Origin of the sequence: Bradyrhizobium canariense, assembly GCF_019402665.1 — a bacterium.
Classification (GTDB): domain Bacteria; phylum Pseudomonadota; class Alphaproteobacteria; order Rhizobiales; family Xanthobacteraceae; genus Bradyrhizobium; species Bradyrhizobium canariense.
This window is the reverse complement of record NZ_VSST01000086.1, coordinates 110858-133775: the sequence shown is the minus strand read 5'-3', so window position 1 is coordinate 133775 and position 22918 is coordinate 110858. Positions and strand designations below refer to the sequence as shown.

Here is a 22918-nt window from a genome sequence, read left to right as displayed (position 1 = left end):
CTCTAGGACAGAGCGGGCTTGACCGATCGGTCGGTGAAAAACTACGGTTGTTTGCATGTGACGGTCGGTGTTCGGCCTGTTTGGATGTGCCAGGGTAGATTGCGGGTTCGATGGTTGAATTATCGACGACAAAGGACGGAACCGCCAACCAGGCGGAGCAGTCCGATCGTGTCCTGCAGATTCTCGCGGAAGCCGCCCGGCTGTTCGCCACCAAGGGATATGACGGGACGTCGATGCGCGACATTGCGGTCGCCTGCGGCATCTCGAAATCGCTGCTGTATCATCACTTCTCCAACAAGGACGAAATCTATGCGCGCGTGGCAGTCGGCTCCACGCTCGAATTGTACCTGTTCGTACGCGACCGGGTTCCGGATGGCCCGCCGTCGCAGAAGATCCGCGCCTTCATGATAGCCACCGCCGAATATTTCCGGCGCTACCGTTGGGCGTGGATCGCATCGACGACCGCCTTCTGGAACGATCCGGATCGTCATAGGCAGAAGGAAAGGCTGACGCGCCGCGACCGGTTCGAGAACTTTCTGCGCGGCCTGATCCAGGAAGCGATCGACGCCGGCGAAATCCGCAAGCTCGATGTCCCCATGACCGGGCGTCTGATCCTGTCGTCGCTCAACTGGATGCATCGCTGGTACAATCCCAACAAGACGGCAACGCCAGAGCAGATCGCCGACATCTTCTTCGACATGGTGTTCAACGGCCTCTGTAACCCGGATTTTGGAGTGCCGCCGACCGGTGAGCAGCCCAAGCCTGCCCGACGAAAGCGCGCTGGCAAGTGAGGCCGAGACGATCCCGTGAGCGAGGGCAAGCCCGCTTCATTCGAGCGCTATATGTTGCGCCGTGATCACAGGTCCCCAGAGGGCGGCGTCCTTGATTAGTTGGGAATCGAGCAATTGCGGCGCGCCGGTATCGGCCTGCAATCCATCGGTTTCCAGCTGCTTTGCAATTTCGGGCTTCTGCATCGCGGCGTTGGCTGCCGTATTCAGCCGTTCAATCGTCTCGCGCGGCGTGCCTGCGGGCGCGTGCAGCGCGGTCCAGAACGATGCCGAGAGTTCGGGGTAACCTGACTCGGCGAAGGTCGGAACATCAGGCAGGTTCGGCATGCGCTTGTCCGAGGAGACGGCGAGCAGGCGCAGCTGGCCCGATTTGACGTGCTCGACGACGGCGGCGGGCGTGGCGAAATTGAGGTCACATTCGCCCGACAGCAATTCCATGATCGAGGCCGGGTTGTTGCGATAGGCGACGTCGGTGACCGCAAAACCCATCGATTTTCCCATCATGAGCCCGAACAGATGCGTCACGCTGCCCGGGCCGAGCGTGGCGTAGAACAGCGGCTTGTCGCGGCTCTTGGCATAGGCGACGAAGCCCTTCATGTCGGTGGCCGGCATCTTCGCGTTCACGGTCAGTGACAGCGGGCCGTTGCAGAGCATCGCGACGGAGGCGAAGTCCGCGAGCTTGTAGGGCAGGGCCTTGCGCAGCAGCACGTTCAACGAGATCGGTCCGGTACCGCCGGCGAGCAGGACGGTGCCGTCCTTGGGCGCGCGCGCCACATACTGCGATCCGACGATGCCATTGGCGCCCGGCTTGTTGTCGACCAGCACCGGCTGGTCGAGTGCCTCGGACATTCCCTTGGCGATCGAACGGATCAGGCTGTCGATCGAGCCGCCGCTCGCATAGGGCACGATGATGAAGATGGTCTGTGACGAGCGCGCGCTCACGATCGCAGGTGCAGCAAACGGCGCGACAATGGCGCCGGCCAGGAGGGTTGCGGCCCGACGCCGGCTAAATTTGGTCATGGCGATTTCTCCCGGGGAATTTGTTGTCGGTTGGCTGAAATCTACGACCTGACCGATCGGTCAGTCAACAGCTCTGTAGTCGCAGGTATTGCAAGCGAGCGGCCTTGGTGTTATGAGCCAATCGACTGACCGATCGGTCAGGCGACAAATTGTCGCCGTCCAGGGTCGAGGCGCCAAGATCAAACAAGAGCCAGGAGGAAGCCATGTCCGATGACATCGTGACGCTTGAAGTATCCGACAACATTGCAATCGTGACGCTGAATCGCCCTCCGGTGAATGCGCTCAATCGCGCGATGCGCGACCGCATCGTCAGCGTGTTCGACGAGATCTCCGAGCGCAGCGACGTCCGCGTGGCGATCCTCACCGGTAACGGCAAGATCTTCTGCAGCGGCGCCGACCTCAAGGATCGTCCGGACCCGGCGAAGGTCGGCGCATTCCACGACCACAACCGCATCACCCGCGAGACCGGCAACTGCATCCGAGAATGTTCCAAGCCCATCATCGCCGCGATCAACGGCGTCGCATTGGGTGCAGGCCTCGGCCTGATGGCGTCCTGCGACATCTTCTACGCTTCTGAAGACGCCGTGTTCGGCATGCCCGAGATCAATGTCGGCCTGGCTGGCGGCGCGGCGATGCTCAATACGCTGTTTGGTCGCTCGCTGATGCGGCGGATGTTCTTCACCGGCTACCGCGTGCCGGCCGCGGAGCTTTATCGTCTCGGCATCATCGAGGCCTGCACCAGCAAGGAGGATCTCATGCCCGAGGCGATGAAGATCGCACGCGAGATCGCCGCCAAGAGCCCGATTGCGATCGAGTACGCCAAGAATGCGGCCAACATGGTCGAGCTGATGCCGCCGCGCGATGCCTATCGCTTCGAGCAGAACATCACCATGGCGCTGTCGAAGACCGAGGACGCCAAGGAAGCGCGCATGGCCTTCTTGGAGAAGCGCGCGCCGGTGTTCAAGGGACGCTGATCATGCGGCCGGGAGAGGGTCTCGACGCGTTGATGTCGCCGCGCTCGATCGCGATCATCGGCGCATCTCAGGAGCCGACCAAGATCGGTGGTCGGCCGGTCGATCTGCTACGCCGCTACGGCTATGCGGGCCGGATCTATCCGGTCAATCCGAAGGCCGCGGTGGTGCAGGGGCTTCAGGCCTATGCATCGGTGGCTGAACTGCCTGAGGCCCCCGATCTCGCGATCATTGCGGTCGATGCCGAGCGGGCGGCCGAAGCGGTGGAGCAATGCGCCGCGCGCGGCGTTCGCAGCGCCGTTGTGTTCTCGTCCGGCTTTGCCGAGCTCGGCGAGCAGGGACGCGCGATGCAGGAGCGGTTGCAGACGGCCGCGCGCCGGACCGGCATGCGGCTATTGGGACCGAATTGTCTCGGCGCTGTCAGCGTCGCCGAACGCGTCATCGCCACGTTCTCGATCGTGCTCGAGCACAGCATGCCGACGGCCGGCTCGCTCGGCATCGTATCGCAAAGCGGAAATCTCGGTAGCTACACCATGCGCATGGCGAGCGATCGCGGCGCCGGCATCAGCCGCTTCATGACCACCGGCAACGAGTGCGACATCGACATTGCCGACGGCATTGCCTGGATGGCCCGTGATCCCGCCACCAAAGTCATCCTGTGCTGCTTCGAGGCTTGCCGCGATGCCGGCCGGCTCATCGCCGCGCTGACCGAGGCGCGCGATGCCGGAAAGCCGGTCATTGCGCTGAAGGTCGGCACGTCGGAGGCGGGGCAGGCCGCGGCGGCGTCGCACACCGGGGCCATGGCGGGATCGGACACCGTGTTTGATGCGTTGCTGGCGCGATATGGCGCCGTTCGGGTCCGCAGCATCGAGGAATTGATCGATCTCGGTCATGCGGCCTCCATCCTTTTGCCGGATCGGTTGCCGAAGGGGCCGCGCCTTGCTGTCGTGACGGCGTCGGGCGGCTTTGGCGTGTTGCTCGCCGATGCCGCGCAAGCCGTTGGGCTGTCGCTTCCGGAATTGAGCGAAGCGACGCAGCGCGCGATCCTCGAACTCGTACCGTTTGCGTCGGCGCGCAACCCTGTCGACGCCACCGCACAGATGTCCAGCCGTCCCGATATGCTGCAGAAGATCCTGTCGGCGGTCGTGGCCGACGACCGCTCTGACGTGATCGTGCTGCCGCTGCCGTTCTCGCTGCACGTGCCGCGCCTGCGCTCGGTCTATATGGAGACCTTGCGCCATGTCCGCGCGCAGTATCCCGATCGCCCCGTCATTCTGTGTGTCGAAGGCCCGCCGGATGCGTTAGTTGAATTGCATGCCTTGGGCTATCCGACGATTGCAAGTTTTGACGGATGCTGTGCCATCATTGCGGCGTTAGCCCGCTTGCAGGCATTGGCGACTGCACCAAAGGATGCAAGCTTGCCTGCCATTGCGAAGGCGTCGCCGCTCGCCGCCGATGCATTCCGCCATGAGCTCGGCGCCAAGCGCGCGCTGGCTGCGGCCGGTATCCCCGTGCTTGGCGAGCGGCTGGTGTCGGACGCCGATGCTGCGGCGCGAGCCGCACGCGAAATCGGCTTTCCGGTGGTGCTGAAGATCGCCTCGCCCGATCTGCCGCACAAGACGGAGGTCGGCGGCGTCGCTGTCGGCCTTCGCTCCGAGGAGGAGGTGCGGCAGGCCCATATCCAGATGCTGGCGCGTGTCGCCGACAAGGCACCGCGCGCGGTGATCGATGGCGTGATCGTCGCTCCGATGGCGCAGGGCCTGTCCGAACTCATTCTTGGCAGCCGGATTGATCCGGTGTTCGGCCCGGTCGTGATGGTCGGCCTCGGCGGCATCTTCGCGGAGATCGTCCAGGATACCGCTGTGCAGATGGCGCCGGTGAACGAGACGCAGGCCATGGCGATGCTGAAATCACTCAAGGCGTTCGCTGTCCTCGACGGGGCACGCGGACGGCGCCGCACCGATCTCAAGGCCGCGGCCAACGCGATTGCTGCGCTGTCGCGCTTCGCTGTTGCACACGCGGACACGGTGTCGGAAGTCGACATCAATCCGCTGCTGCTGAAAGCGGAAGGCGAGAGCGCTGTCGCGCTCGACGCACTGCTCGTGCCACACGGCGGCCCACCAACGCACCACCACTGAGACATCGATCAACAAGAACCGCGAAGCCGGCTCAACGATTGCAGGGAGGAATCCATGACGAAGCTCAATACCCGTCTTCTCAACATCGCCGTGATGTTGGGCGCTCTGTTGGTCCTGGCGATGCCGCTGCGTGCGCAAGGCGTCTCGGGCGACGTGATCAAGATCGGCATCATGAACGACCAGAACGGCCCGTATGCCGACAATTGCGGCCCGGGTTCAGTGGCCGCAGCGAGACTCGCGGTCAGCGATTTCGGCGGCACCGTCAATGGCAAGAAGATCGAGCTCGTCGTCGCCGACGACCAGAACAAGCCCGATATCGGCGTCGCGGTCGCGCTGCGCTGGCTCGATAATGAGGGCGTCGACGCCATCGTCGGCTGCTCGGCCTCATCGATCGCACTCGGCGTGCAGGACATCATGAAGACGCGGAAGAAGCCTTATATGCTGGCGGGGACGGCCGGTTCGTTCTTCACCAACGATAAGTGCTCGCCGATGACCACGCAGTGGATGGTGGACACCTATGCACAGCCAAAGGCCACGGTGAAGGCCTTGCTCGCCCAGGGCGTCGACACCTGGTTCTTCCTCACCGTCGACTATGCGTTCGGCAAGGGTTGGCAGGCTGACGCCACGAACTTCATCAAGGCCGGTGGCGGCAAGGTGGTGGGCTCGGTACTGCATCCCCTCAACTCGTCGGACTTCTCCTCGTTCCTGCTGACGGCGCAAGCGAGCGGCGCCAAGGCGATCGCGCTCGCCAATTCGGGAGCGGACTTCGGCAACGCTATCAAGCAGGCACAGGAATTCGGACTGTCGCCGAAGCAACTGCTCGTGCCGCTGGGACTGATGATCAACCAAGCGCACGGCATCGGACTGCGCGACCTGCAGAATGTGCGGCTGACCACGCCGTTCTATTGGGACCTCAATCCGGAAACGCGCGCCTTTTCCAAGCGCTTTGGCGAGGCGTTCAACGGCCAGATCCTGAACGAGGCCAAGTCCGCCACCTACAGTGCCATCACGCATTATCTCAAGGCCGTCGCGGCAACAGGTACCGATGACGGGGACGCCGTGATGAAGCAGATGAAGAACACGCCGATCAACGATTTCGAAATGAAGGATGTCGGCATCCGAGCCGACGGGCAGGTCATGCGTCCGCTCTACGTCGCCCGCATCAAGACGCCGGCCGAGTCCAAATACACCTACGACTATTACGAGATCACGGGGACCATCCCCGCCGAGGAGGCATGGCGGCCAGCCTCGGAGAGCGTGTGCGATCTGCTCAAGTCGCAATGAGCAAATGATCATGGGGCGACCCGGCCGACAATCGGCCGGTGTCGGTCCCTGCAGAGCAAGCCAAAGCGGGATGTCGACGATGACAGCGATTGAAAGAGCGGCGCCTGAAGCTGCCACGACCGGTGAGCTATCCGGCGAGGCGTATCGGGTCGCCAAGCGTCGCTGGCTGCGGGCGAATCTGCCGGCGAGCTTTCGCAGCGACGTCGCAGCATTCGCGTCGCCGACCTTGCCGCAATCGATTGCCTGGGAAGCGGCGATGTATCGCGCCGGGCTTGCCGGCATCACCTGGCCGAAGGCCTATGGCGGCCACGGCCGGACCTTGCGCGAGCACCTGATCGCAAACCAGGAGATCGGCGCGCTCGCGATGCCGGAGAGCGTCAATTCGATCGGCAAGGAGCTCGCCGGCCCGATCATTCTCGCCGTCGGAACCGAGGAGCAGAAGCACCGCTTTCTCCCCGCCATCCTCGAGATGCGGGACGTCTGGTGTCAGGGCTTTTCCGAGCCGGAAGCGGGTTCTGACCTCGCGGGCTTGCGGACAAGCGCCACGCGCGATGGCGACACATGGCGGATCAACGGTCAGAAGATCTGGACGAGCGGGGCCTACCGCGCCCAGCGCTGCCTGGTGCTGGCGCGAACCGGACCGCTGGAGGATCGGCATCGCGGCCTTGCCATGTTCGCGGTGCGGCTCGATGCCAAAGGCGTGCGGGTGCGGCCGATCAAGTCGATCGACGGACGCGAGAGTTTTTGCGAGGTCTTCTTTGACGATGTCGAGGTCTTGGAGTCCGACGCGCTCGGCGCACCCGATGAAGGCTGGAACGCTGCGATCCGCGTGCTCGAGATCGAACGGGCGACCAACCGTATGTACCGGTCCTGGCGTTTCGAGAACGAGCTTCGCCATCTGATCTCGGCCTGCAAGAGCGATCCCGTGCTGGCGCAACTGGTCACTGAGCGCCACTACGAGGTCAAGCTCGGCGAAGTCGTCGTCGATATCGAGGTGCTGAAGGCGCATGTCGAGACCGCGGTGGACGCGCTCGCGAACGGTGACAAGATCGGTGCGCGTGGCAGCCTGGCGAAGCTGCATTGGAGCGAGGCGCATCAGCGCTTCGCCGCGCTCGCGCTCGAATTGCTCGCGCAGGCTTCGCTGCCGCAAATCTCGGCCGTGCAGCTCGCCCGCCGCCGCTTCGAAGCGATCTATCTGCAGGCGCGCGCCGAGACCATTTATGCCGGCACCACCGAGATTCAGCTCGGCATCATCGCCGACAGAATCCTGCAGCTTTCGAAAGGGAAGTGATGACATTGACCGGCGAAGGGTTGCAGCCGAGCGAGTTCGCGGTCACCGCGTCACGCGCGGTTGCGGATTGCGCGGCGTTGGATTTGCGAGAGCAGGCCAGGCATTTGGCCAATGACGGCCTGCTCGGGGTGATCGCATCGCAGGAGGTCGGCGGCCTGGATTTGCCGTTGGCCTTTGCGGTGCCGGTGGTCGCGGCGGCCGGTTCGGGCCTGCTCGGGTTTCCCCTGATGGAAGCGCTACTGCTCGGACGCGCGTTGCAAGAATCGCTGCCACGAGCAGCTGAAGCCGTCGTGACCGGCGAGACGCTGGCGACGATTGCCTGGCAAGGGAGCGTCAGTGCCGAGCGTGAGGGTGACTCAATTGTGCTCAACGGTTGGGTTGCGCGCGCGGCCTGCGCCGCCGAGGCCGATAGCCTGCTGGTGCGGATCGGCACCGGCGAGGCGGCACTGGTTCCGATGGATAGCGACGGGACCGTTGTCGAGGAGGCGACGGGCCTGGATCTCACGGTGCCGGAACATAGCGTCCGCTTGCAGGGCGTCACCATCCCGGCAGCAAGCGTTCTGCCCGAGAGCGCCTGGAAGCTCCTGTGCTCGGACGCCAATGTGCTGCGCGCGGCCGCGATTCTGGGATCTGCCGAAGCATGCTTGTCGCTCGCCCAGGAGCACGCCTCGACGCGCCGCCAGTTTGGCCGTGCACTCTCCTACAATCAGGCCATACGGCACGCCCTGGCCCGGCAAAAGCTCGGGCTCGAAGGCATCCGGCATGCCATCACCCGCAGCGTGAGCGACGAGGCCGCCGCGACGCAGCGCGACGCGGCGTTTCTTGCAGCCGGTGTCTATGGCAGCGCCATCAGCGAAGGCGCGCTGCAGATCTACGGTGGCATGGGCTTCACGTGGGACGTGCCGGTGCACCGGCACTTGCGCCGTGTCCGCGCCTTGCAGGCGCAGGGAGAAGCGAGCGCGACCTTGGCCGCGCTCGGTCGCCGTTACATCGATGCAATTGCGCCAGTCGCCGACGCCGCAGTGTCAGGATAAAGAAGGGAAGTCCCCATGACGGAAACGAAAGACAAAACCCTCGCAGGACAAGTTGCGCTCGTCACAGGTGCCGGCAACGGGATCGGACGGGCGACCGCCATGCTTTTGGCGTCGCGCGGCGCCATCGTCGGCATCAACGATCTGAAGCCTGAGTTCGTCAATGCGACGGTGGATGCGATCAAGGCGGCCGGCGGGAACGCGGTCGCGATCACGCAGGACGTCTCAAGCCGCGACGGAATGCGCGCGGCGGTTCTCGGCCATGCGGAGCGGCAGGGTCGGCTCGATATCCTCGTCAACAATGCCGCCTGGGTCCGCTACCAGTCGGTCGCCGACATCGCGCCCGAGACCGTGGATCGCATGCTCAATATCGGGTTCAAGGCGATCATCTGGGGCATTCAGGCCGCGGCCGAGGCCATGGACGCCGAGCGTGGCGGCGCGATCATCAATGTCGCATCCGTCGCCGGCTTGATCTCGGCGAAGAACAGCATCGTCTATAGCGGCATCAAGGCGGGCGTCATGGGCATTACGCGCGCGGCGGCGGCGGAGCTTGGCGAACGCAATATCAGGGTGAACGCGGTGGCACCATCGGCGATTCCGACCGAAGGCACGATGCGAAACCGCAATGCCGAACTCGACGCGCGCCGGATCGCACGCACGCCGCTGGGGCGGCTCGGCACGGTGGACGATATCTCCAGGGCGATCGCCTTCCTCGCCGGCGACGATAGCGGATTCATATCGGCGCAGGTGCTGACGGTCGACGGTGGGATTGCCGTCACCAACATCGCCTAGCGCCAAGCGACGCAGGTGCATCGCGGGGACTGGCTGTGACGCGAGCGGAACGGGAAGTCGGACTGAGCGGACGTGTCGTCCTGATCACCGGGGCGGCCGCCGGAATCGGTTGGGCGGCCGCGCGGCGCTTTGCAGCTCAGGGCGCCCGGGTGCTGATCGCCGACATTGACGCCGACAAGGCCGCGATCCGCGCCGGCGAGCTCGGTACGGCGCATGGATTCTTCGGCGTGGACATGGCGCAGCCGGAGCAGGTCGCCGAGATGGTGCGTTATTGCGTCGGTCGGCTCGGTGGCCTCGATGTGCTCGTCAACAATGCAGGCCGTACCGACACGGATGGGGTTGGTGTGGTGGATCAGCCGGTGTCCGTCTTTGAAAATCTCGTGGCGGTCAATTTGCGCGGCAGCCTTGTCGCCGCGGAGCAGGCGGCAGCGGTGATGCGGCGCTCAGGCGGAGGCGCCATTGTCAATATCGCGTCCGGGGCGGCGTTGCGGCCGGTGCCGTTTCGAAACGGCTACAGCGCCTCCAAGGCGGGCGTGCTGGCAATGACGCGGCATCATGCCTGCGCTTGGGCGCGCGATGGAATCAGGGTCAACGCGGTTGCGCCGGGCTATACCCACACCGAACTCGTCGAAGCGCTGATCGCGCGCGGCCGCATCGACCCGGTCGCCGTGGCCCGACGAATTCCACTCGGTCGGATGGCGGCGCCCGAAGAAATCGCCGCCGTTATCGCATTTCTGGCCTCGCCGCGCGTATCGTCCATCACGGGGTCCACCTTTCTCGTCGACGGTGGATCGCGCGTCGGCGGTCATGGGACCATGCAAGACGCCAACAGCAGCGCGGCGCCATCCGGGCCACCGACCTATGTCGTCGTCGGCGCCTGCAGTTCGCTCGGCCAGGCGATGGTCCGAAGGTTCTCTAATAGAGATGCGACGGTCGTGGTGCTCGATTCTGGCGGCCAGCAATTGGCGGCGCTTGCCGCAGCAGGAGCCGAATGCCACGCGCTCCCGTTCGACATTTCGGACGAGCCCGCCATGGCGGAGGCGATCGCCAGCATTGTGCGCCGGTTCGGGCGCGTCGATGGAGTCGTGAATGCGGTTGGCGCGGATGCCGTAGCCGCTGCCGGTGGCGCACTCGCCGTCCATCTGACGGGAGCACTCCGCGTCGCGAAGGCGGTCGGACCCATCCTGCAGCGACAGGGCTTTGGCACGCTGCTCAACCTGACATCGATCGGCGGGGAGGTCGCATTCGGCGAAGATGCTGAGGTCGCAGCCAGCGCCGCGGCGGTCGCGATGCTCACGCGCACGCTGGCGTGTGAATGGGGCGGGCGTGGCATTCGCGTCAATGCCATCGCCGCGGGACCGATCGAGGGAACGGCGTCGAGCGCCATTGGCCGGATGCCGCTGGGGCACGCAGTATCTGTGCAGGATATCGCCGAGACGGCGGCGTTTCTGCTCAGCCCGGACGCCGCCTATGTCACCGGCAGCGTCATCGCAGTCGACGGCGGGCTCAGCGTTTATGCGGGCCCCGATCGCGCCGTTGCAGGAGACCTCTCATGACTCTCACGGCCGAAGAGCAGGACCTGAAGGAAGCTTTCATTCGTGCCCGCGGTTACTGGCGGCCGTGGACGGAGGGCTTGCTGCGGCTCGATCCGGACTTTCTTGCAACCTATGCCCGCTATGGCGGCTATCCCGCCGAAACCGGTCCACTGTCGCGCAAGATGTGCGAACTGATCTATGTCGCGCTGGATGGCTCGGCGACGCATCTGTTTCGCTCCGGGCTTGCCTTGCACATGCAGCTGGCGCTTGACCAGGGCGCATCCGCGCAGGAGATCGTCGACGTGTTGCGGCTCGCTACGGCGCAGGGGCTGGAGGGCTGTTACGTCGGCGTCGGCATTCTCGCTGAGGAGCTGGTCATGGCGGGGCTCGGTTCGGTCCAAGCGGGGCTCTCGAACGAGCAGCAGGCGCTTCGAGATGCCTATGTCGCCCAATTCGGCGACTGGCCGGACTTCTGTGACCTGTGGCTGCGCGCCGATCACGGCTATTTCGCTGCGATGCTCGATTTGTTGGCGGTGGGGCGTCAGGTCGGCGGTCTCAACGAACGATCGGGCTGCCTGATCACGCTCGCCTTGAACGGATGCTTCACTGCGCTCAATCCGCACGGGCTTCGCCTGCAGATCAAGCGAGCGCTGCGGCTTGGGATCGATCGGCGCGAAATCCTCCAGGTTCTTCAGATGACGGCCCATCTGGGCGTACATGCCTGCGCCATGGGCGTGCCGCTCCTGATGGATGCGATTGGTCAGACGACGAGCAAGTCGCCGGCTGTCGGCGCGTAGAAAACACAAGCGGGAGGACGAAGATGACCGGGCCGATCATCCGCGACCAGCGCGCCTTCGGTTCGGGTGCATTGTTTCTCGCCTTTGCGGCGTTCTTCTTTGTGACCGCGCTGAACTATCCGTCGGGTACCGCGGCGCGGATGGGGCCGGGCTATTTCCCCCGGCTACTTGCGATCGTGCTCGCGGCCATCGGGCTTGTCGTGATGCTGGGAGCCGTGAGGCGGACCGCCGAACGACAGGCGTTGCTGAAATGGGACATGAAGGGCCTCGCCTGGGTCACGGGTTCGGTTGCCCTGTTTGCACTCCTGTTGTTTCCACTCGGCTTCGCCGGCGCACTGTTCGTGCTGATCATGGTCTCGAGCAGGGCCAGTCCCGAGTTCACCTGGAAGGGCGCGTTGGCGAACGCGGCCATCCTGATCGGGCTGTGCCTCGCGGTGTTCGTCTATGGCCTCGGGCTGCAGCTGCCGGTGTGGCCGGCATTGTTCAATTGAAGGCGGAGCATAATGGATCTCTTTCATAATCTGGCGCTCGGCTTCTCCACCGCGGCCCAGCCGGCCAATCTGCTCTACGCCTTCTTCGGATGTCTGCTGGGCACGCTGATCGGGGTGCTGCCGGGCCTTGGTCCGCTCGCCACCATCGCGATGCTGCTGCCCATCACTTATGCGCTGCCGCCGGACGCAGCGCTGATCATGCTGGCGGGCATCTATTACGGTGCGCAATATGGCGGCTCGACCACAGCCATCGTGGTCAATCTGCCCGGCGAGTCTTCGTCTGTCGTCACCACGATCGACGGTTATCAGATGGCGAAGCAGGGCCGCGCCGGCGTGGCGCTCTCGACGGCTGCCATCGGTTCGTTCTTCGCGGGCTGCGTGGCGACGCTGGCACTTGCCGCGCTGGCTGGGCCGCTTACGGCGGCGGCCCTGTTGTTTGGCCCCAAGGAATTCTTCGCTTTGATGATCCTCGGCCTGATTCTGGCGTCGGTGCTCTCGAGCGGTCCCTTTATCGAAGGCATCGGGATGGTCGCGCTCGGCATGCTTTTGAGCCTTGTTGGCACCGACCTCAGCACGGGAACGCAGCGCTTTGCCTTCGGCATTCCGCAGCTGTTCGATGGGCTGGATTTCGTGCCGATGGCGATGGGCATCTTCGGCTTTGCCGAGATCGTGAAGAACCTCGAGCAGGACGACAAGCTGTCGCTGGTGACGCAGAAGATCGCCAATCTGTTTCCGACCCGGGAGGATTTCCGGCGCATGATTCCGGCCATTCTGCGCGGAACCGCGCTCGGCACGCTGCTCGGCGTGTTGCCGGGGGGCGGCGCGGTGCTGTCGTCCTTCGCCTCCTACACGCTGGAGAAGAAGCTGTCGAAGTATCCCGAGCAGTTCGGCAAGGGCGCGATCGAAGGCGTCGCCGGTCCGGAATCGGCCAACAATGCGGGAGCCCAGACCTCCTTCATTCCGCTGTTGACACTCGGCGTGCCTTCGAACGTCGTGATGGCGCTGATGGTCGGCGCCATGAACATTCACAACATCCAGCCCGGTCCGCAAGTCATGACCAAGAACCCGACCTTGTTCTGGGGCCTGATCGCTTCGATGTGGGTCGGCAATCTGATGCTGCTGATCCTCAATCTTCCCTTGGTCGGATTGTGGGTGAAGCTGCTCACCATTCCCTATCGTTACCTGTTTCCGGCAATCATGGTGTTCTGCTCGATCGGCGTCTATTCGATCAACAGCGGGACCTTCGAGGTCTATGAGGCCGCCCTGTTCTGCGTGTTCGGCTATCTGCTAATCCAGCTGCAACTGCCGGCCGCGCCACTGTTGCTGGGATTGGTGCTCGGGCCCGCCATCGAGGAGAATTTCCGCCGTGCGATGGTGCTCTCGCGCGGCGATGCGACCGTGTTCTTGACGTCGCCATTGTCGGCCGCGCTGCTGGCCGCAGCCGCGATCGCGGTCATCCTGATCATGCTGCCCACGATCCGCACGCGGCGGGAGGAGGCGTTACAGGAGTGAAAGCGTCGCGCGTCGGCTGGGCCGATACAAAATCAAGCGCTGGTATCGGCCGGCCGACTGGACACGTCGTTTGCTTTGACCGATCTGGCGGCCTGTTGCAGAACGCTGAGGTAGCGATCGGCGTTCTGCTTGATCCGCTCGGCAATGCCGCCGAGCCCCAAGGCAACGGGTTGATTCTGAATCGTCAGCGGCAGCAGCACGCAAATCGTTGCTCCGCCCGGCATGGGCACGTTCTCCGCGGAGCAGTAGCCCTTGCCGCGGATCTGGCGAATGCGCTTCATCATGTCCGGGAGTTTGACCCTGTCGGACGCGTTGGGTGTGGCGATGTTGGCGCGGCGAACGATGCTGTCGACCTTCTCATCGGACATCGTCGACATCAAGAGCCAGCCGAGCGCGGACTGCGTCAGCGGCCGCAGCGTTCCCTCGTCAACATGAAAGCGGAGCGGGTGGATCGACTGCACGATCTTGACGTATTGCAGATACACGTCGTTCGTGGTGCCAATCGCAACGGTTTCACCCGTCGCGGCGTGGACGTCGTGCATCGCCTCGAGCACGCGGCTATCGCCAAACAGGGATTTCGGGATCCAGTCGCCCAGCGAAGTCACCTTCGCTGTCGGGAAATAGACCCGCGCCTGACGGTCGAAGTTCAGGTAGCCGAGGCCGACCAGTGTCTTGAGCAGAACCGTGGTGCTGGACGGCGGATAGCCGAGCGCCAGGCCGATCTCGGACATCGCGCACGGCCGCCGCACGCGCATGAAGAACTCGAGAATTTCGATGGCGCGCAAGGCCGATTTGACCGTGGATCCGGCCGCGGAAATCGAGGCGGATGTCGTCAGGCGCGCTGGCAATTTGCCTCCCTTCGTGCCGCTCCCTGGTCGCAGCAAATTCACGGATGTGAAATTCGGCTTCACATATGAAGTTTTGTTGGTTGCTCTCACTGCACATGAGATGGTCGCTGTCGTCAAGGGAGTGACCGATGCACTGGGCGCATCGGACCGGAGTTTGGACGGGCTCTGATATGACGATGTCTCAAGAGAAGATCACCGAACTGCTGGACAGAGAGGCGATCCGCGATTGCATCTACCGCTATTGCCGCGGGGTCGATCGGGCGGATCAGGCCTCGCTTCGTGGCGCCTACTGGCCGGATGCAACGGACCAGCACGGTCCGTATTCGGGGCCGGTCGAAGGCTTCTTCCAATGGGCCAACGGAATCTTCGACAGCGGTGCCCGCAACGTCCATATGGTCGGCAACATCCTGATCGAGTTCACCGCGCCCAACGAGGCCGTTGTCGAAACCTACTTTCTTGCCTTGCAGCGCGGGCCGGGAGGAGGCGACAAAGTTCGTCAGTTTCTGATCGCCGGTCGCTATTGCGACGCCTTCCAGCAGCGCGACGGCGAATGGCGGGTCTTCCGGCGCGTGCTCGTCTACGATTGGGTGGACGAGCAGGTCGCTGCAACCGAACCCGAAGCGGTGCGCTTTGGTCCGCGGCTGCCATTGGGCGGACGATTTCCCGACGACCCCATCTACGATCTTCTCCGCGCCCGCTAGCGGACGCCGTCTTTAACGAACCAAGCACGAAACTGAGGGAACGCCGACATGAACAGCGCGCATGCCAGCGAACAACGGCTAGACGTCGTCATCGTCGGTGCTGGATTCGGCGGTCTCTACGCAGTCTACAAATTCCGCGAAATGGGTCTCAACATCGCGGCCTTCGAGGCCGGCGGCGACGTTGGCGGCGTGTGGTACTGGAACCGCTATCCCGGGGCGCGGGTCGACCTTCCGAGCATCGACTACAGCTATTCCTTCTCACCCGAGGTCGAGCAGGAGTGGACCTGGTCCGAGGAGTTCGCCGCGCAGCCGGAGCTGCTGGCCTATTTCAATTTCGTGGCCGACCGCCTCGACTTGCGCAAGCACTACCAGTTCAACACCCGTATCAAGAGTGCGGTCTGGGATGAGACGCGCAGGCTTTGGAAGGTCACGACGGATCGCGGCGAGACGGTCGAGGCGACCTACTGTGTGATGGCAACCGGCCCGCTCTCGATTCCGAGGGATCCAGAGATTCCTGGTATCGAGACTTACGAGGGGCAGCTGCTGCGCGCCGGCAAATGGCCGCATCATCCCGTCAGCTTCACCGGCAAGCGCGTGGGCGTGATTGGCACGGGATCGAGCGGCATCCAGATCGTGCAGGAGGTTGGTCGGCAGGCACGTGAGCTGTTTGTGTTCCAGCGCACGCCAAGCTTCACCATGCCGATGCGCAACCAGAAGCTCGATCCCGACTACGTCGCGGAGGTCAAGCGCAACTACACCGGCATTCGCGAGGTGGCGCGCAACAGCCCGAACGGCGGCGTGCGCCCATGGACGACCCGCGCCTTCTTCAGCGTCACCCCGTCGCGCCGTCGCGAACTGCTCGAGGATGCCTGGAAGTCCGGCGGACTGGCGATGCTAGGCACCTTCACCGACCTCTTGAGCAACGAAGAGGCGAACGAGCACGTTGCCGAGTTCGTGCGCGGCAAGATCAACGACGTGGTCAAGGATTCCGCCACCGCCGAGAAGCTGAAGCCGCGCGACTACCCCATCTTCGCCCGTCGGCCGTGCCTGGACACTGGCTACTATGAAACGTTCAACCAGCCGAACGTTCAGCTGATGGACTGTGTCACGGATATGATCGTGGAGATCACGAAGCATGGCGTGCGCACGCAGTCCGGCGAGACCGCACTCGACATGCTCATCTTTGCGACCGGCTATGACGGGCTGACAGGTGCGCTGACGGCCTTCGACGTCGTCGGCCGCAACGGCCGGACTGTCAAGGAGAAGTGGAGGGCGGGAGCGCGGTCCTATCTCGGCCTCATGATGGAGGGATTTCCGAATCTCTTCATGACCACCGGGCCGAACGGTCCCGCGGCGGTCGCCAACGTCGTCAGGATCAGCGAGAACGACGTCGATTGGATTGCGCATGCGATTACGCATATGGCCAAGCATGGCCTCGACACCATCGAGCCGACCAAGCAGGCTGAAGACGACTGGATGGAGCTCGTTTTCAGGCTTGCGCAGCGCTCGTTGCTGTCCAAGGCGAAGACCTGGTACGTCGGCACCAACGTCAAGGACAAGGCTCAGGGACTGACGTTGTTCACCGGCGGTTTCCCCAAATATCGAGAGTATTGTGCCGCCGCAATCCAGGCAGGCTACCGCGACTTCGTCTTCGAACGCAGGCGAACGTCGGTCGCAGCTTGACGATCGCAACCGAGTGAGACGCCACGTCTAGGATGGCGGATGGCATCCTGGGAGGGTGCCGTCGGACAGGAAAGTGATCGCTCCATTTCCAAAGGCCACGATCAGCGAATCTCGTTATCGGTCGCTGCGAGCCCCCGAACTTGGCAGTGTCACGCCTTGCTATTTGACGTCCTTCGATGACGCTTCCTTAAGTTAGTTCAACTAGCCTATGATGGATTAGACCGATTGATCAGCCAGCATAGAAGCGTCGAATGTTCAACGCGGCGAAGTCCAGATTGATCGTTGTGCGACCTGTGGGCCTACACTTCTGTTGGATGCGATCCGTTGGTTGTACATGCGCATCTTTCGGCGCGGAAGCACCTCGAACTCCAAAATGCTGAACCAGCCCTAGAATGACGCGAACGATAGCGGGGGATGCGCCACACCAAGCGCACTCGCGGTTGGGGTTTCGCTGTAAGCCATTGATCTGCAATGATCGGATATTGGCCCAGTTGGAAAAATTCGCTTGAGAAATCAAGACCGGTAGTATGCTTCTTAATCAGCGGCTCGTTCCGAGCACCAACTCGTCTGCGATGTTGAAGAGTTGGCCCCTTGATTGCGGAAACTAGAATCGCAGTTGTGGCGGCGGGGGCGTCCTGCTTCGTGCGTACTGGAGGATATCTGAGATATCCAGGTCGTCGAGTTCGTCTTCAGTCCAACCGAGGTCAATCCGCGTTTGACGTGCATCGGCCAAACGGCCGCGCGATCCTTCCGCTTCGTCAGATTCGTCGTCCATCCGCTCTACCCTCCAGGTTTCGGCTGAACCTACCGCCGGCTGCAGAAAGTCCAAAGAGCGGAGCGGCCTTCGATATCGGCCCCCATCGCGTTGCGACGCAGCGATATGGCGATAAAGCCTCGCCTGTCCCCGTTTTGAGAGATCGTGCAGATCTCGGCGAGATGCCCCGGGTGCTGACCAATACGAATTGCGCGACGCCCGCGTGGATGGCGTCGATTGGAGGCAAGTCGCAAGATCATGCTGCGCGTCGAAAAGCACAGCCCTGAAGCGGACCTCGCTCGCGCCGTCCGCTCTGGACGCCGCCACGAAGATGCGACCATCCCGCTCCGACAGAGCGTTCTTCCCAGGAATGCCGCAACGAAATCGCAACGAAATGGGCGAAACGATCGTGAACAAAACGAGACGGAAACGCCTGTCACATCAAAAGAATTCAATGACTTACAAGATGCTCACTGCGTTCGGGACGCAAGGGCGTCAGTCAGATCGCAAATCAAACCGAATATCGGTATCGGTCGTTGAGCGATCCTACCCTTTTTGCGCACGTGCTATTGGAGCGGCATAGATCAGCCTGGCTGAGGCACGGGGTTGGCATCTTGGCTATGGAGAGGCGAGCCAGTTTCGGAGCCCGTCCAATGTATGAAATCCATCGGCCGCGTAGCAGCGGATGTCGGGCCGGAACGATCGCATCAATTCGGCCAGCGCATGTCCCGGACCGAGGTCCAGCACCCTGGTGATCCCCAATTCTGCCAAGGACTCCAGCGTCGCCGACCAGTCGACTAGGCGCGCAACCCGGCAGGCGAGCTTCACTGTCGCATCGCTTGCGGAGAAAATGCGCTCGCCGCCGCCTCCTGCGAGCAGAGTCCGCTGGCGAGCGATCGGAACTCGCCTGCTGGCGTCGAGCGCCTCATCGGCAGGGCTGAGGTTTGTCCCCATGTTCCGCGAGCTGTACACAAGCCAACTTCGGGCGCCGGCGTGAGGCGCGCCGCAGTGCTGTGCAAGCTGTTCAGCATTGCTATCCTGACCGCGGAAGGTGTAGTTGCACTCGCGGGTACCCTGAAGTGGCAGGAGGGGTGCATGGGTAATTGGCTGGTAGTTCCCAAAGGAACAAGCTTCGCAAGGCGGACCCGGGCGCGCCGTGCTGCGCAGTACGTCCGAATGTCGAGGGAGCTCCAGCGCTACTCGATCGCGAACCAGATGGCGGCCATCGCCGCCTATGCCGAGGCGAACACGCTCACGATCGTCCGCACCTATCGCGACGACGGCCGCAGTGGCCTCCGGATCAAGGGACGTCCCGGTCTCATCGGACTGATAGAAGATGTTCAATCGGGCCGAGTCGACTTCGACCACATCCTCGTCTACGACGTCAGTCGCTGGGGCCGGTTCCAAGATGTGGACGAGAGTGCCTACTACGAATTTCTGTGCAAGCGGAACGGCGTCCAGGTCGAATACTGCGCGGAGATCTTCAAGAACGACGGCACCTTTGTTTCCGGGATCGCGAAAAGCCTGAAGCGCGGCATGGCCGCCGAGTGGAGCCGGGAGCTTTCGGTCAAGGTGCATGCCGGACACTGCCGGGTCGCGAGCCTTGGATACCGCGTTGGCGCTCCCGTCGGCTACGGCCTCCGACGCTTGATGGTCGACGAAAGCGAGCATCCGAAGGCCTTTCTCGAAAGGGGGCAATTCAAGGCTCTGCAATCGGATCGCGTTCGGCTGCAGCACGGATCGGCAGAAGAGGCAGCGGTGATCCGGGAAATCTTCGATCAGTTCGTCAACTGCCGGAAATCCTACAGCGACATCAGTCGCCAGCTGAACGACGCGGGCATCGCCAATCCCAACGGTCGGCCCTGGACCGACGGTATGATACCCACCATTCTCCGGAACGAGAACTACATCGGCAACACCGTCTACAATCGCACCTCAAGACGCTTGGGCCAGAAGCTGGTCAAGAATCCGGATAACGCTTGGGTCCGGGGCGCTGCGGCGATCGAACCTATCGTGGACGAGGGCATATTCGCTCGCGCCCAGAAGCTGCTGGCCGAGCGCCGCGTGGAGATTCCGGAAGAAGAGATGCTGTTGCGCCTTCGTCTGACGCTCCGCCGACGCGGTAAACTCAACTCGTACATCATCAATACGACGCTGGGTCTCAATCACGTCTCCTCGTACGTGAAGCACTTCGGTTCGCTGCGGAAGGCCTATGCGCTGATCGGATACGTGTCGCCGCGCGACTGCGACTGGATCGATATGCGGGATTTTTGGGCCGCCGAACAATCGAGGCATGCCACCGAACTCGCGGAGGCACTGCGAACGGAGCTTGGCCTCCAGGCTGATCTTCTTCCGAACGGCATAGGGCTTGATGTCGGAGGCGCGCGCGTGATTTCGTTTCTCGTCGCGCGACGACTGGCGCATCGAGGAAAGGACCACGCCGCGCAATGGAAAGCCTACCGAAGGCAGATCTCATCGGGCCTACTTGCCATGATGCGGTTGAATGCGGCGAATCGGGAGATCGAGGACTACGTGCTGTTGTCTTCCCCGTTGAGGGCAGGACGCTACCTCTGGCTCTCATCTGATTCCCTTCGTCGACATCGAGGCGTGCTTTACGCGGAAAAGGGTGCGTTGTTTGGAGCAATCACTGCAACGCTGGCAAAATCCAACCATACCGCCCCAAGTAGGTCAGCGCCGCTGAACAAGCGATCGAAATCAGGCTGGCCCAAAGCCAAGGGCTTCGGCGGGCGGCGGCCACGGTGCGGAGATACAAAATCGCTCCGATGAGCGTGCCGTAATTCCTCCGGAAATCACCATTCAGCTTCGCAATTTTGGACAGTTCCGAGGAAGTGTCGACGTCATTTGCCATCGGGGCTGGCTCCTTCGTCTGCTAGGACCAGCGCCTTATGAACCACTGTTTTGCCCGACGGAGCAAGCAAAAATTTCGTGTTTTCAGAAGCTTCTTCGATGGTGCTGGAACTCTCGGGCCCGTTATCAACCCCGTTGGGCGCAACTGCCTCGGACCAGAAGTGCCGGGAAAGGTCATCAGCTTCAGCCCCTCGGAACAGCTCCCCTTGGCCAAGCACCAGCGGCATTGTCGCCATCCAGCCATCGGCGATATGCAGCATTCGTCGGTGCGGCTAACCGATAGGGCTCTTATGCCGGGGCTCGTAGCTCCCTCGTATGCGAGGGCCCACAAACCTAGCGCTTAGGCGGAGGATCGGAGGAAATATCGCAGATTTGCGCCATGTGGGCAAAAGCGGTAGCGGTCTCTCGCTACCAAATTTTTCGATTTTGATCGCTTTCCTTCGACCCCATTCGATCCATTACGCTACGATGGTAGCGTCTCTTTAAGGGGCGGATGTATTCGCCCTATCCAATTTGGGCGACAGCGCGGTCACACGCCGCGTCATCAGCGAGTGGGCGACCCGAAGACGACGGGCTGAAAAGGCCGACGCACAAAACCTTCAGCGGGTTCGTCGGCAAAAAAACTGCACGCCTCATGACAATCGGGCGGAACTTGCTCATCAAAGCGGAAACCGTCATGGTCGCGCCGATCCAAGCTGGCGTACCAACCCTGGCCGAACCGCGCGAGATCATCAACCAATTCCACTTGATGATCCGGTGCAGGCTTGAGACGGGATTTGCCCCATGGATGAGCGTCCGCGCTAGTCTCATCGCCTCGTTCGCTAGCGGCGTTGAGGGGGTTCGAGCGGCAATCACTTCGCCATGATCCAACGGCACTGAAGGTCAGATCACGCGTCTGAAGCTCGTCAGACGTCAGATGTATGGCCGCGGTAAAATCGATCTGCTTCAAGCCAGATTAATCTGGCGCCGAATAGGAGCTGCACCAAAATTGCGTGAGAACCAAGCCCAATTCTACAAACACTTGGCGGGATCACTCGTAAGGATCAGTCAATCGAACGAAGCTTTCCGGGGTTCAAAAGCCCCATTGGATCGACTCGCTTGCGAAACGCCATTTTCCGGCCGTCCGCATCAAAGCGACCACCATCTTCGAGTTTGAAAATATGTGGATTGTTGATGATGCATCCATCGGCCTCAAACGACCGCATGATCTCATTAAGACGTTCCTCTGTCGAGAATTTGATCAGAGGAAGACCGCCAATTCTCGGGCGCCCATGCTCCTTCGTGTATTCGTGGTGCATCAAGGCCTCATCACCGAACCGCTCCAGCTGCGCCTCCGCCAAGTCAGGTTCAAATGGGTCCGGCATTACGACCTGCAGATACGTCCAGCTTCGGTCGACCTGTAATGCCATGAGGGTTGTGTGATTGAAGGCCGTTTCATGAATTGCACGTAGATTCGCATTCGCACGTTCTGTCTCGCTTACGGCCATTGATCTAACACCGTTGAATTCAGCAGCCAATGCGAAGAAGGCGTCAACGTCCTTTTCATTTACCATTGAGAACATCGCATCTCGCGTTCCGTCAAAGTAGGCTCGTGTACGCTTATAAAATGGCGCGAAGCGCTTTTCGACGGCGCTTAGCAGAAAAAGATCCAAATCGCTTGCAAAGGCGGCATTGCCGAATGCGATGGTCTCGCCATAAGTTGGAAACGTGGCTATGCAATCGATCCAGGTCTCGGCTGGTACCAGTCGGAGTTGGGCCTCAAGGATAATGCCTGTCGTTCCCCAAGAGTGAAACACGAGCCCTACATCATCGCCCGATAGAGTCAGAATCTCCGGGTTTTCTTCGATAGTCATGACCTTTAGCGATTGGATCATGCCCGAATCCCGGATAACGCCATGCCTGACGGAACCAATGCCTGCGAAGCCGCCGCCTAAATAGCCGCCGATAGTGGCCGACTGCAGAGTCGACGGGTACATCATGAGCTGCTGCCCCGTTCCAAGGGCTGCAGTAAGAGCCGTTTTGATAATAGCTCCGGCCTGAATGCGAATGGATCCACTTTCGACAGAGTTCACTTGGTTGAAGCGCGTCATGTCCAAGACGATACCGCCGCGGAGGGGGACTGACTGCCCATAGTTTCCGGTACCTCCCCCGCGAACCGTAATCGGAATGCAGCGCTTCGCTGCCGCGGCCGAAATAGCTGCTATCTCCTGCTCAGTCTGCGGCTGAACCACTACATCGGCGAGATAGTGCTGGAGCTGCGGAGTCAATACCGGACTATACCAGTGGAAGTCTCGCGATTTTCTGGCGAGCATCCGCTCTTCCGTAGTTGAAAACACGCTTCCGATATCTTGACGAAACTTTTCAATCACTTCGGATGTCATATTGAGCTTCCAGTGTACAAAAGCGAATGATCG

The 22918-nt window shown here is 62.2% G+C and carries 20 protein-coding genes; 15 read left to right on the top strand and 5 right to left on the bottom strand.

Going from position 1 to position 22918, the window contains the following annotated elements:
* Positions 1–110: 110 nt before the first annotated feature.
* Entirely contained in the window at positions 111–791 is a 681-nt protein-coding gene (locus FXB41_RS36480; RefSeq protein ID WP_246649468.1) for a TetR/AcrR family transcriptional regulator, read from the top strand.
* Positions 792–827: 36 nt separating this feature from the next.
* On the opposite strand, the gene FXB41_RS36475 is transcribed toward FXB41_RS36480, so the two are convergent.
* Positions 828–1808: a Bug family tripartite tricarboxylate transporter substrate binding protein gene (locus tag FXB41_RS36475; protein ID WP_219685212.1), complete on the bottom strand. Its 981-nt coding sequence runs from the start codon at positions 1806–1808 to the stop codon at positions 828–830.
* A gap of 203 nt (positions 1809–2011) precedes the next feature.
* On the opposite strand from FXB41_RS36475, the gene FXB41_RS36470 reads away from it, so the two are divergent.
* From FXB41_RS36470 to FXB41_RS36425, 10 genes are all read left to right on the top strand, one after another.
* Positions 2012–2782 (top strand): enoyl-CoA hydratase/isomerase family protein, encoded by a 771-nt coding sequence (locus tag FXB41_RS36470; protein ID WP_219685211.1) that lies wholly within the window; start codon positions 2012–2014, stop codon positions 2780–2782.
* 2 nt (positions 2783–2784) lie between these two features.
* Complete coding sequence (locus FXB41_RS36465) at positions 2785–4917, top strand: acetate--CoA ligase family protein (protein ID WP_219685210.1); 2133 nt, start codon at positions 2785–2787, stop codon at positions 4915–4917.
* A gap of 54 nt (positions 4918–4971) precedes the next feature.
* On the top strand, positions 4972–6201 hold the full coding sequence (locus FXB41_RS36460) for an ABC transporter substrate-binding protein (RefSeq protein WP_246649467.1): 1230 nt from the start codon (positions 4972–4974) through the stop codon (positions 6199–6201).
* A gap of 79 nt (positions 6202–6280) precedes the next feature.
* Positions 6281–7492 carry an acyl-CoA dehydrogenase family protein gene (locus FXB41_RS36455; protein WP_219685209.1) on the top strand — a complete coding sequence of 404 codons (1212 nt, stop codon included), beginning with the start codon at positions 6281–6283 and terminating at the stop codon, positions 7490–7492.
* Positions 7493–7596: 104 nt separating this feature from the next.
* On the top strand, positions 7597–8526 hold the full coding sequence (locus FXB41_RS36450; RefSeq protein WP_246649466.1) for an acyl-CoA dehydrogenase family protein: 930 nt from the start codon (positions 7597–7599) through the stop codon (positions 8524–8526).
* A gap of 15 nt (positions 8527–8541) precedes the next feature.
* Positions 8542–9315, top strand: coding sequence for an SDR family NAD(P)-dependent oxidoreductase (locus FXB41_RS36445; protein WP_219685208.1), 774 nt, complete (start codon positions 8542–8544; stop codon positions 9313–9315).
* A 35-nt stretch (positions 9316–9350) separates the two neighbouring features.
* Positions 9351–10871: an SDR family oxidoreductase gene (locus tag FXB41_RS36440; protein ID WP_219685207.1), complete on the top strand. Its 1521-nt coding sequence runs from the start codon at positions 9351–9353 to the stop codon at positions 10869–10871.
* Positions 10868–11647, top strand: a complete 780-nt coding sequence (locus FXB41_RS36435) for a carboxymuconolactone decarboxylase family protein (protein ID WP_219685206.1) — start codon at positions 10868–10870, stop codon at positions 11645–11647. The genes FXB41_RS36440 and FXB41_RS36435 overlap by 4 nt, the downstream gene beginning before the upstream one ends.
* 23 nt (positions 11648–11670) lie before the next feature.
* Positions 11671–12138 (top strand): tripartite tricarboxylate transporter TctB family protein, encoded by a 468-nt coding sequence (locus tag FXB41_RS36430; RefSeq protein ID WP_219685205.1) that lies wholly within the window; start codon positions 11671–11673, stop codon positions 12136–12138.
* 12 nt (positions 12139–12150) lie between these two features.
* Complete coding sequence (locus FXB41_RS36425; protein ID WP_219685204.1) at positions 12151–13650, top strand: tripartite tricarboxylate transporter permease; 1500 nt, start codon at positions 12151–12153, stop codon at positions 13648–13650.
* A 32-nt stretch (positions 13651–13682) separates the two neighbouring features.
* On the opposite strand, the gene FXB41_RS36420 is transcribed toward FXB41_RS36425, so the two are convergent.
* Positions 13683–14435 (bottom strand): IclR family transcriptional regulator, encoded by a 753-nt coding sequence (locus FXB41_RS36420; RefSeq protein ID WP_219685203.1) that lies wholly within the window; start codon positions 14433–14435, stop codon positions 13683–13685.
* Here FXB41_RS36420 and FXB41_RS36415 point away from each other — a divergent pair.
* From FXB41_RS36415 to FXB41_RS36400, 4 genes are all read left to right on the top strand, one after another.
* On the top strand, positions 14425–14667 hold the full coding sequence (locus FXB41_RS36415) for a hypothetical protein (RefSeq protein WP_219685202.1): 243 nt from the start codon (positions 14425–14427) through the stop codon (positions 14665–14667). The genes FXB41_RS36420 and FXB41_RS36415 overlap by 11 nt on opposite strands.
* 1 nt (position 14668) lies before the next feature.
* Positions 14669–15199: a nuclear transport factor 2 family protein gene (locus FXB41_RS36410; protein ID WP_311985942.1), complete on the top strand. Its 531-nt coding sequence runs from the start codon at positions 14669–14671 to the stop codon at positions 15197–15199.
* 48 nt (positions 15200–15247) lie between these two features.
* A complete protein-coding gene (locus tag FXB41_RS36405; RefSeq protein WP_219685201.1) occupies positions 15248–16882 on the top strand; it encodes a flavin-containing monooxygenase in 1635 nt (544 codons plus the stop codon).
* A gap of 1849 nt (positions 16883–18731) precedes the next feature.
* On the top strand, positions 18732–20423 hold the full coding sequence (locus FXB41_RS36400) for a recombinase family protein (RefSeq protein ID WP_219685200.1): 1692 nt from the start codon (positions 18732–18734) through the stop codon (positions 20421–20423).
* Positions 20424–20494: 71 nt separating this feature from the next.
* Here FXB41_RS36400 and FXB41_RS36395 read toward each other — a convergent pair whose 3' ends face one another.
* From FXB41_RS36395 to FXB41_RS36385, 3 genes are all read right to left on the bottom strand, one after another.
* Positions 20495–20764 carry a hypothetical protein gene (locus tag FXB41_RS36395; RefSeq protein ID WP_219685199.1) on the bottom strand — a complete coding sequence of 90 codons (270 nt, stop codon included), beginning with the start codon at positions 20762–20764 and terminating at the stop codon, positions 20495–20497.
* Positions 20765–21048: 284 nt separating this feature from the next.
* Positions 21049–21453 (bottom strand): hypothetical protein, encoded by a 405-nt coding sequence (locus FXB41_RS36390; protein ID WP_219685198.1) that lies wholly within the window; start codon positions 21451–21453, stop codon positions 21049–21051.
* Positions 21454–21547: 94 nt separating this feature from the next.
* Positions 21548–22885, bottom strand: a complete 1338-nt coding sequence (locus tag FXB41_RS36385; protein WP_219685197.1) for an FAD-binding oxidoreductase — start codon at positions 22883–22885, stop codon at positions 21548–21550.
* Between the last annotated feature and the right edge of the window lie 33 nt (positions 22886–22918).

What these genes read in the sequence shown, in the direction of transcription:
- FXB41_RS36405 (WP_219685201.1), top strand. Translation starts at nt 15,248, where the DNA reads ATGAACAGCGCGCATGCCAGCGAACAACGGCTAGACGTCGTCATCGTC.
- FXB41_RS36445 (WP_219685208.1), top strand. Translation starts at nt 8,542, where the DNA reads ATGACGGAAACGAAAGACAAAACCCTCGCAGGACAAGTTGCGCTCGTC.
- FXB41_RS36415 (WP_219685202.1), top strand. Translation starts at nt 14,425, where the DNA reads ATGGCGCGCAAGGCCGATTTGACCGTGGATCCGGCCGCGGAAATCGAG.
- FXB41_RS36465 (WP_219685210.1), top strand. Translation starts at nt 2,785, where the DNA reads ATGCGGCCGGGAGAGGGTCTCGACGCGTTGATGTCGCCGCGCTCGATC.
- FXB41_RS36400 (WP_219685200.1), top strand. Translation starts at nt 18,732, where the DNA reads ATGGGTAATTGGCTGGTAGTTCCCAAAGGAACAAGCTTCGCAAGGCGG.
- FXB41_RS36475 (WP_219685212.1), bottom strand. Translation starts at nt 1,808, where the DNA reads ATGACCAAATTTAGCCGGCGTCGGGCCGCAACCCTCCTGGCCGGCGCC.
- FXB41_RS36385 (WP_219685197.1), bottom strand. Translation starts at nt 22,885, where the DNA reads ATGACATCCGAAGTGATTGAAAAGTTTCGTCAAGATATCGGAAGCGTG.
- FXB41_RS36460 (WP_246649467.1), top strand. Translation starts at nt 4,972, where the DNA reads ATGACGAAGCTCAATACCCGTCTTCTCAACATCGCCGTGATGTTGGGC.
- FXB41_RS36435 (WP_219685206.1), top strand. Translation starts at nt 10,868, where the DNA reads ATGACTCTCACGGCCGAAGAGCAGGACCTGAAGGAAGCTTTCATTCGT.
- FXB41_RS36425 (WP_219685204.1), top strand. Translation starts at nt 12,151, where the DNA reads ATGGATCTCTTTCATAATCTGGCGCTCGGCTTCTCCACCGCGGCCCAG.
- FXB41_RS36470 (WP_219685211.1), top strand. Translation starts at nt 2,012, where the DNA reads ATGTCCGATGACATCGTGACGCTTGAAGTATCCGACAACATTGCAATC.
- FXB41_RS36410 (WP_311985942.1), top strand. Translation starts at nt 14,669, where the DNA reads ATGACGATGTCTCAAGAGAAGATCACCGAACTGCTGGACAGAGAGGCG.
- FXB41_RS36480 (WP_246649468.1), top strand. Translation starts at nt 111, where the DNA reads ATGGTTGAATTATCGACGACAAAGGACGGAACCGCCAACCAGGCGGAG.
- FXB41_RS36430 (WP_219685205.1), top strand. Translation starts at nt 11,671, where the DNA reads ATGACCGGGCCGATCATCCGCGACCAGCGCGCCTTCGGTTCGGGTGCA.
- FXB41_RS36395 (WP_219685199.1), bottom strand. Translation starts at nt 20,764, where the DNA reads ATGCTGCATATCGCCGATGGCTGGATGGCGACAATGCCGCTGGTGCTT.
- FXB41_RS36455 (WP_219685209.1), top strand. Translation starts at nt 6,281, where the DNA reads ATGACAGCGATTGAAAGAGCGGCGCCTGAAGCTGCCACGACCGGTGAG.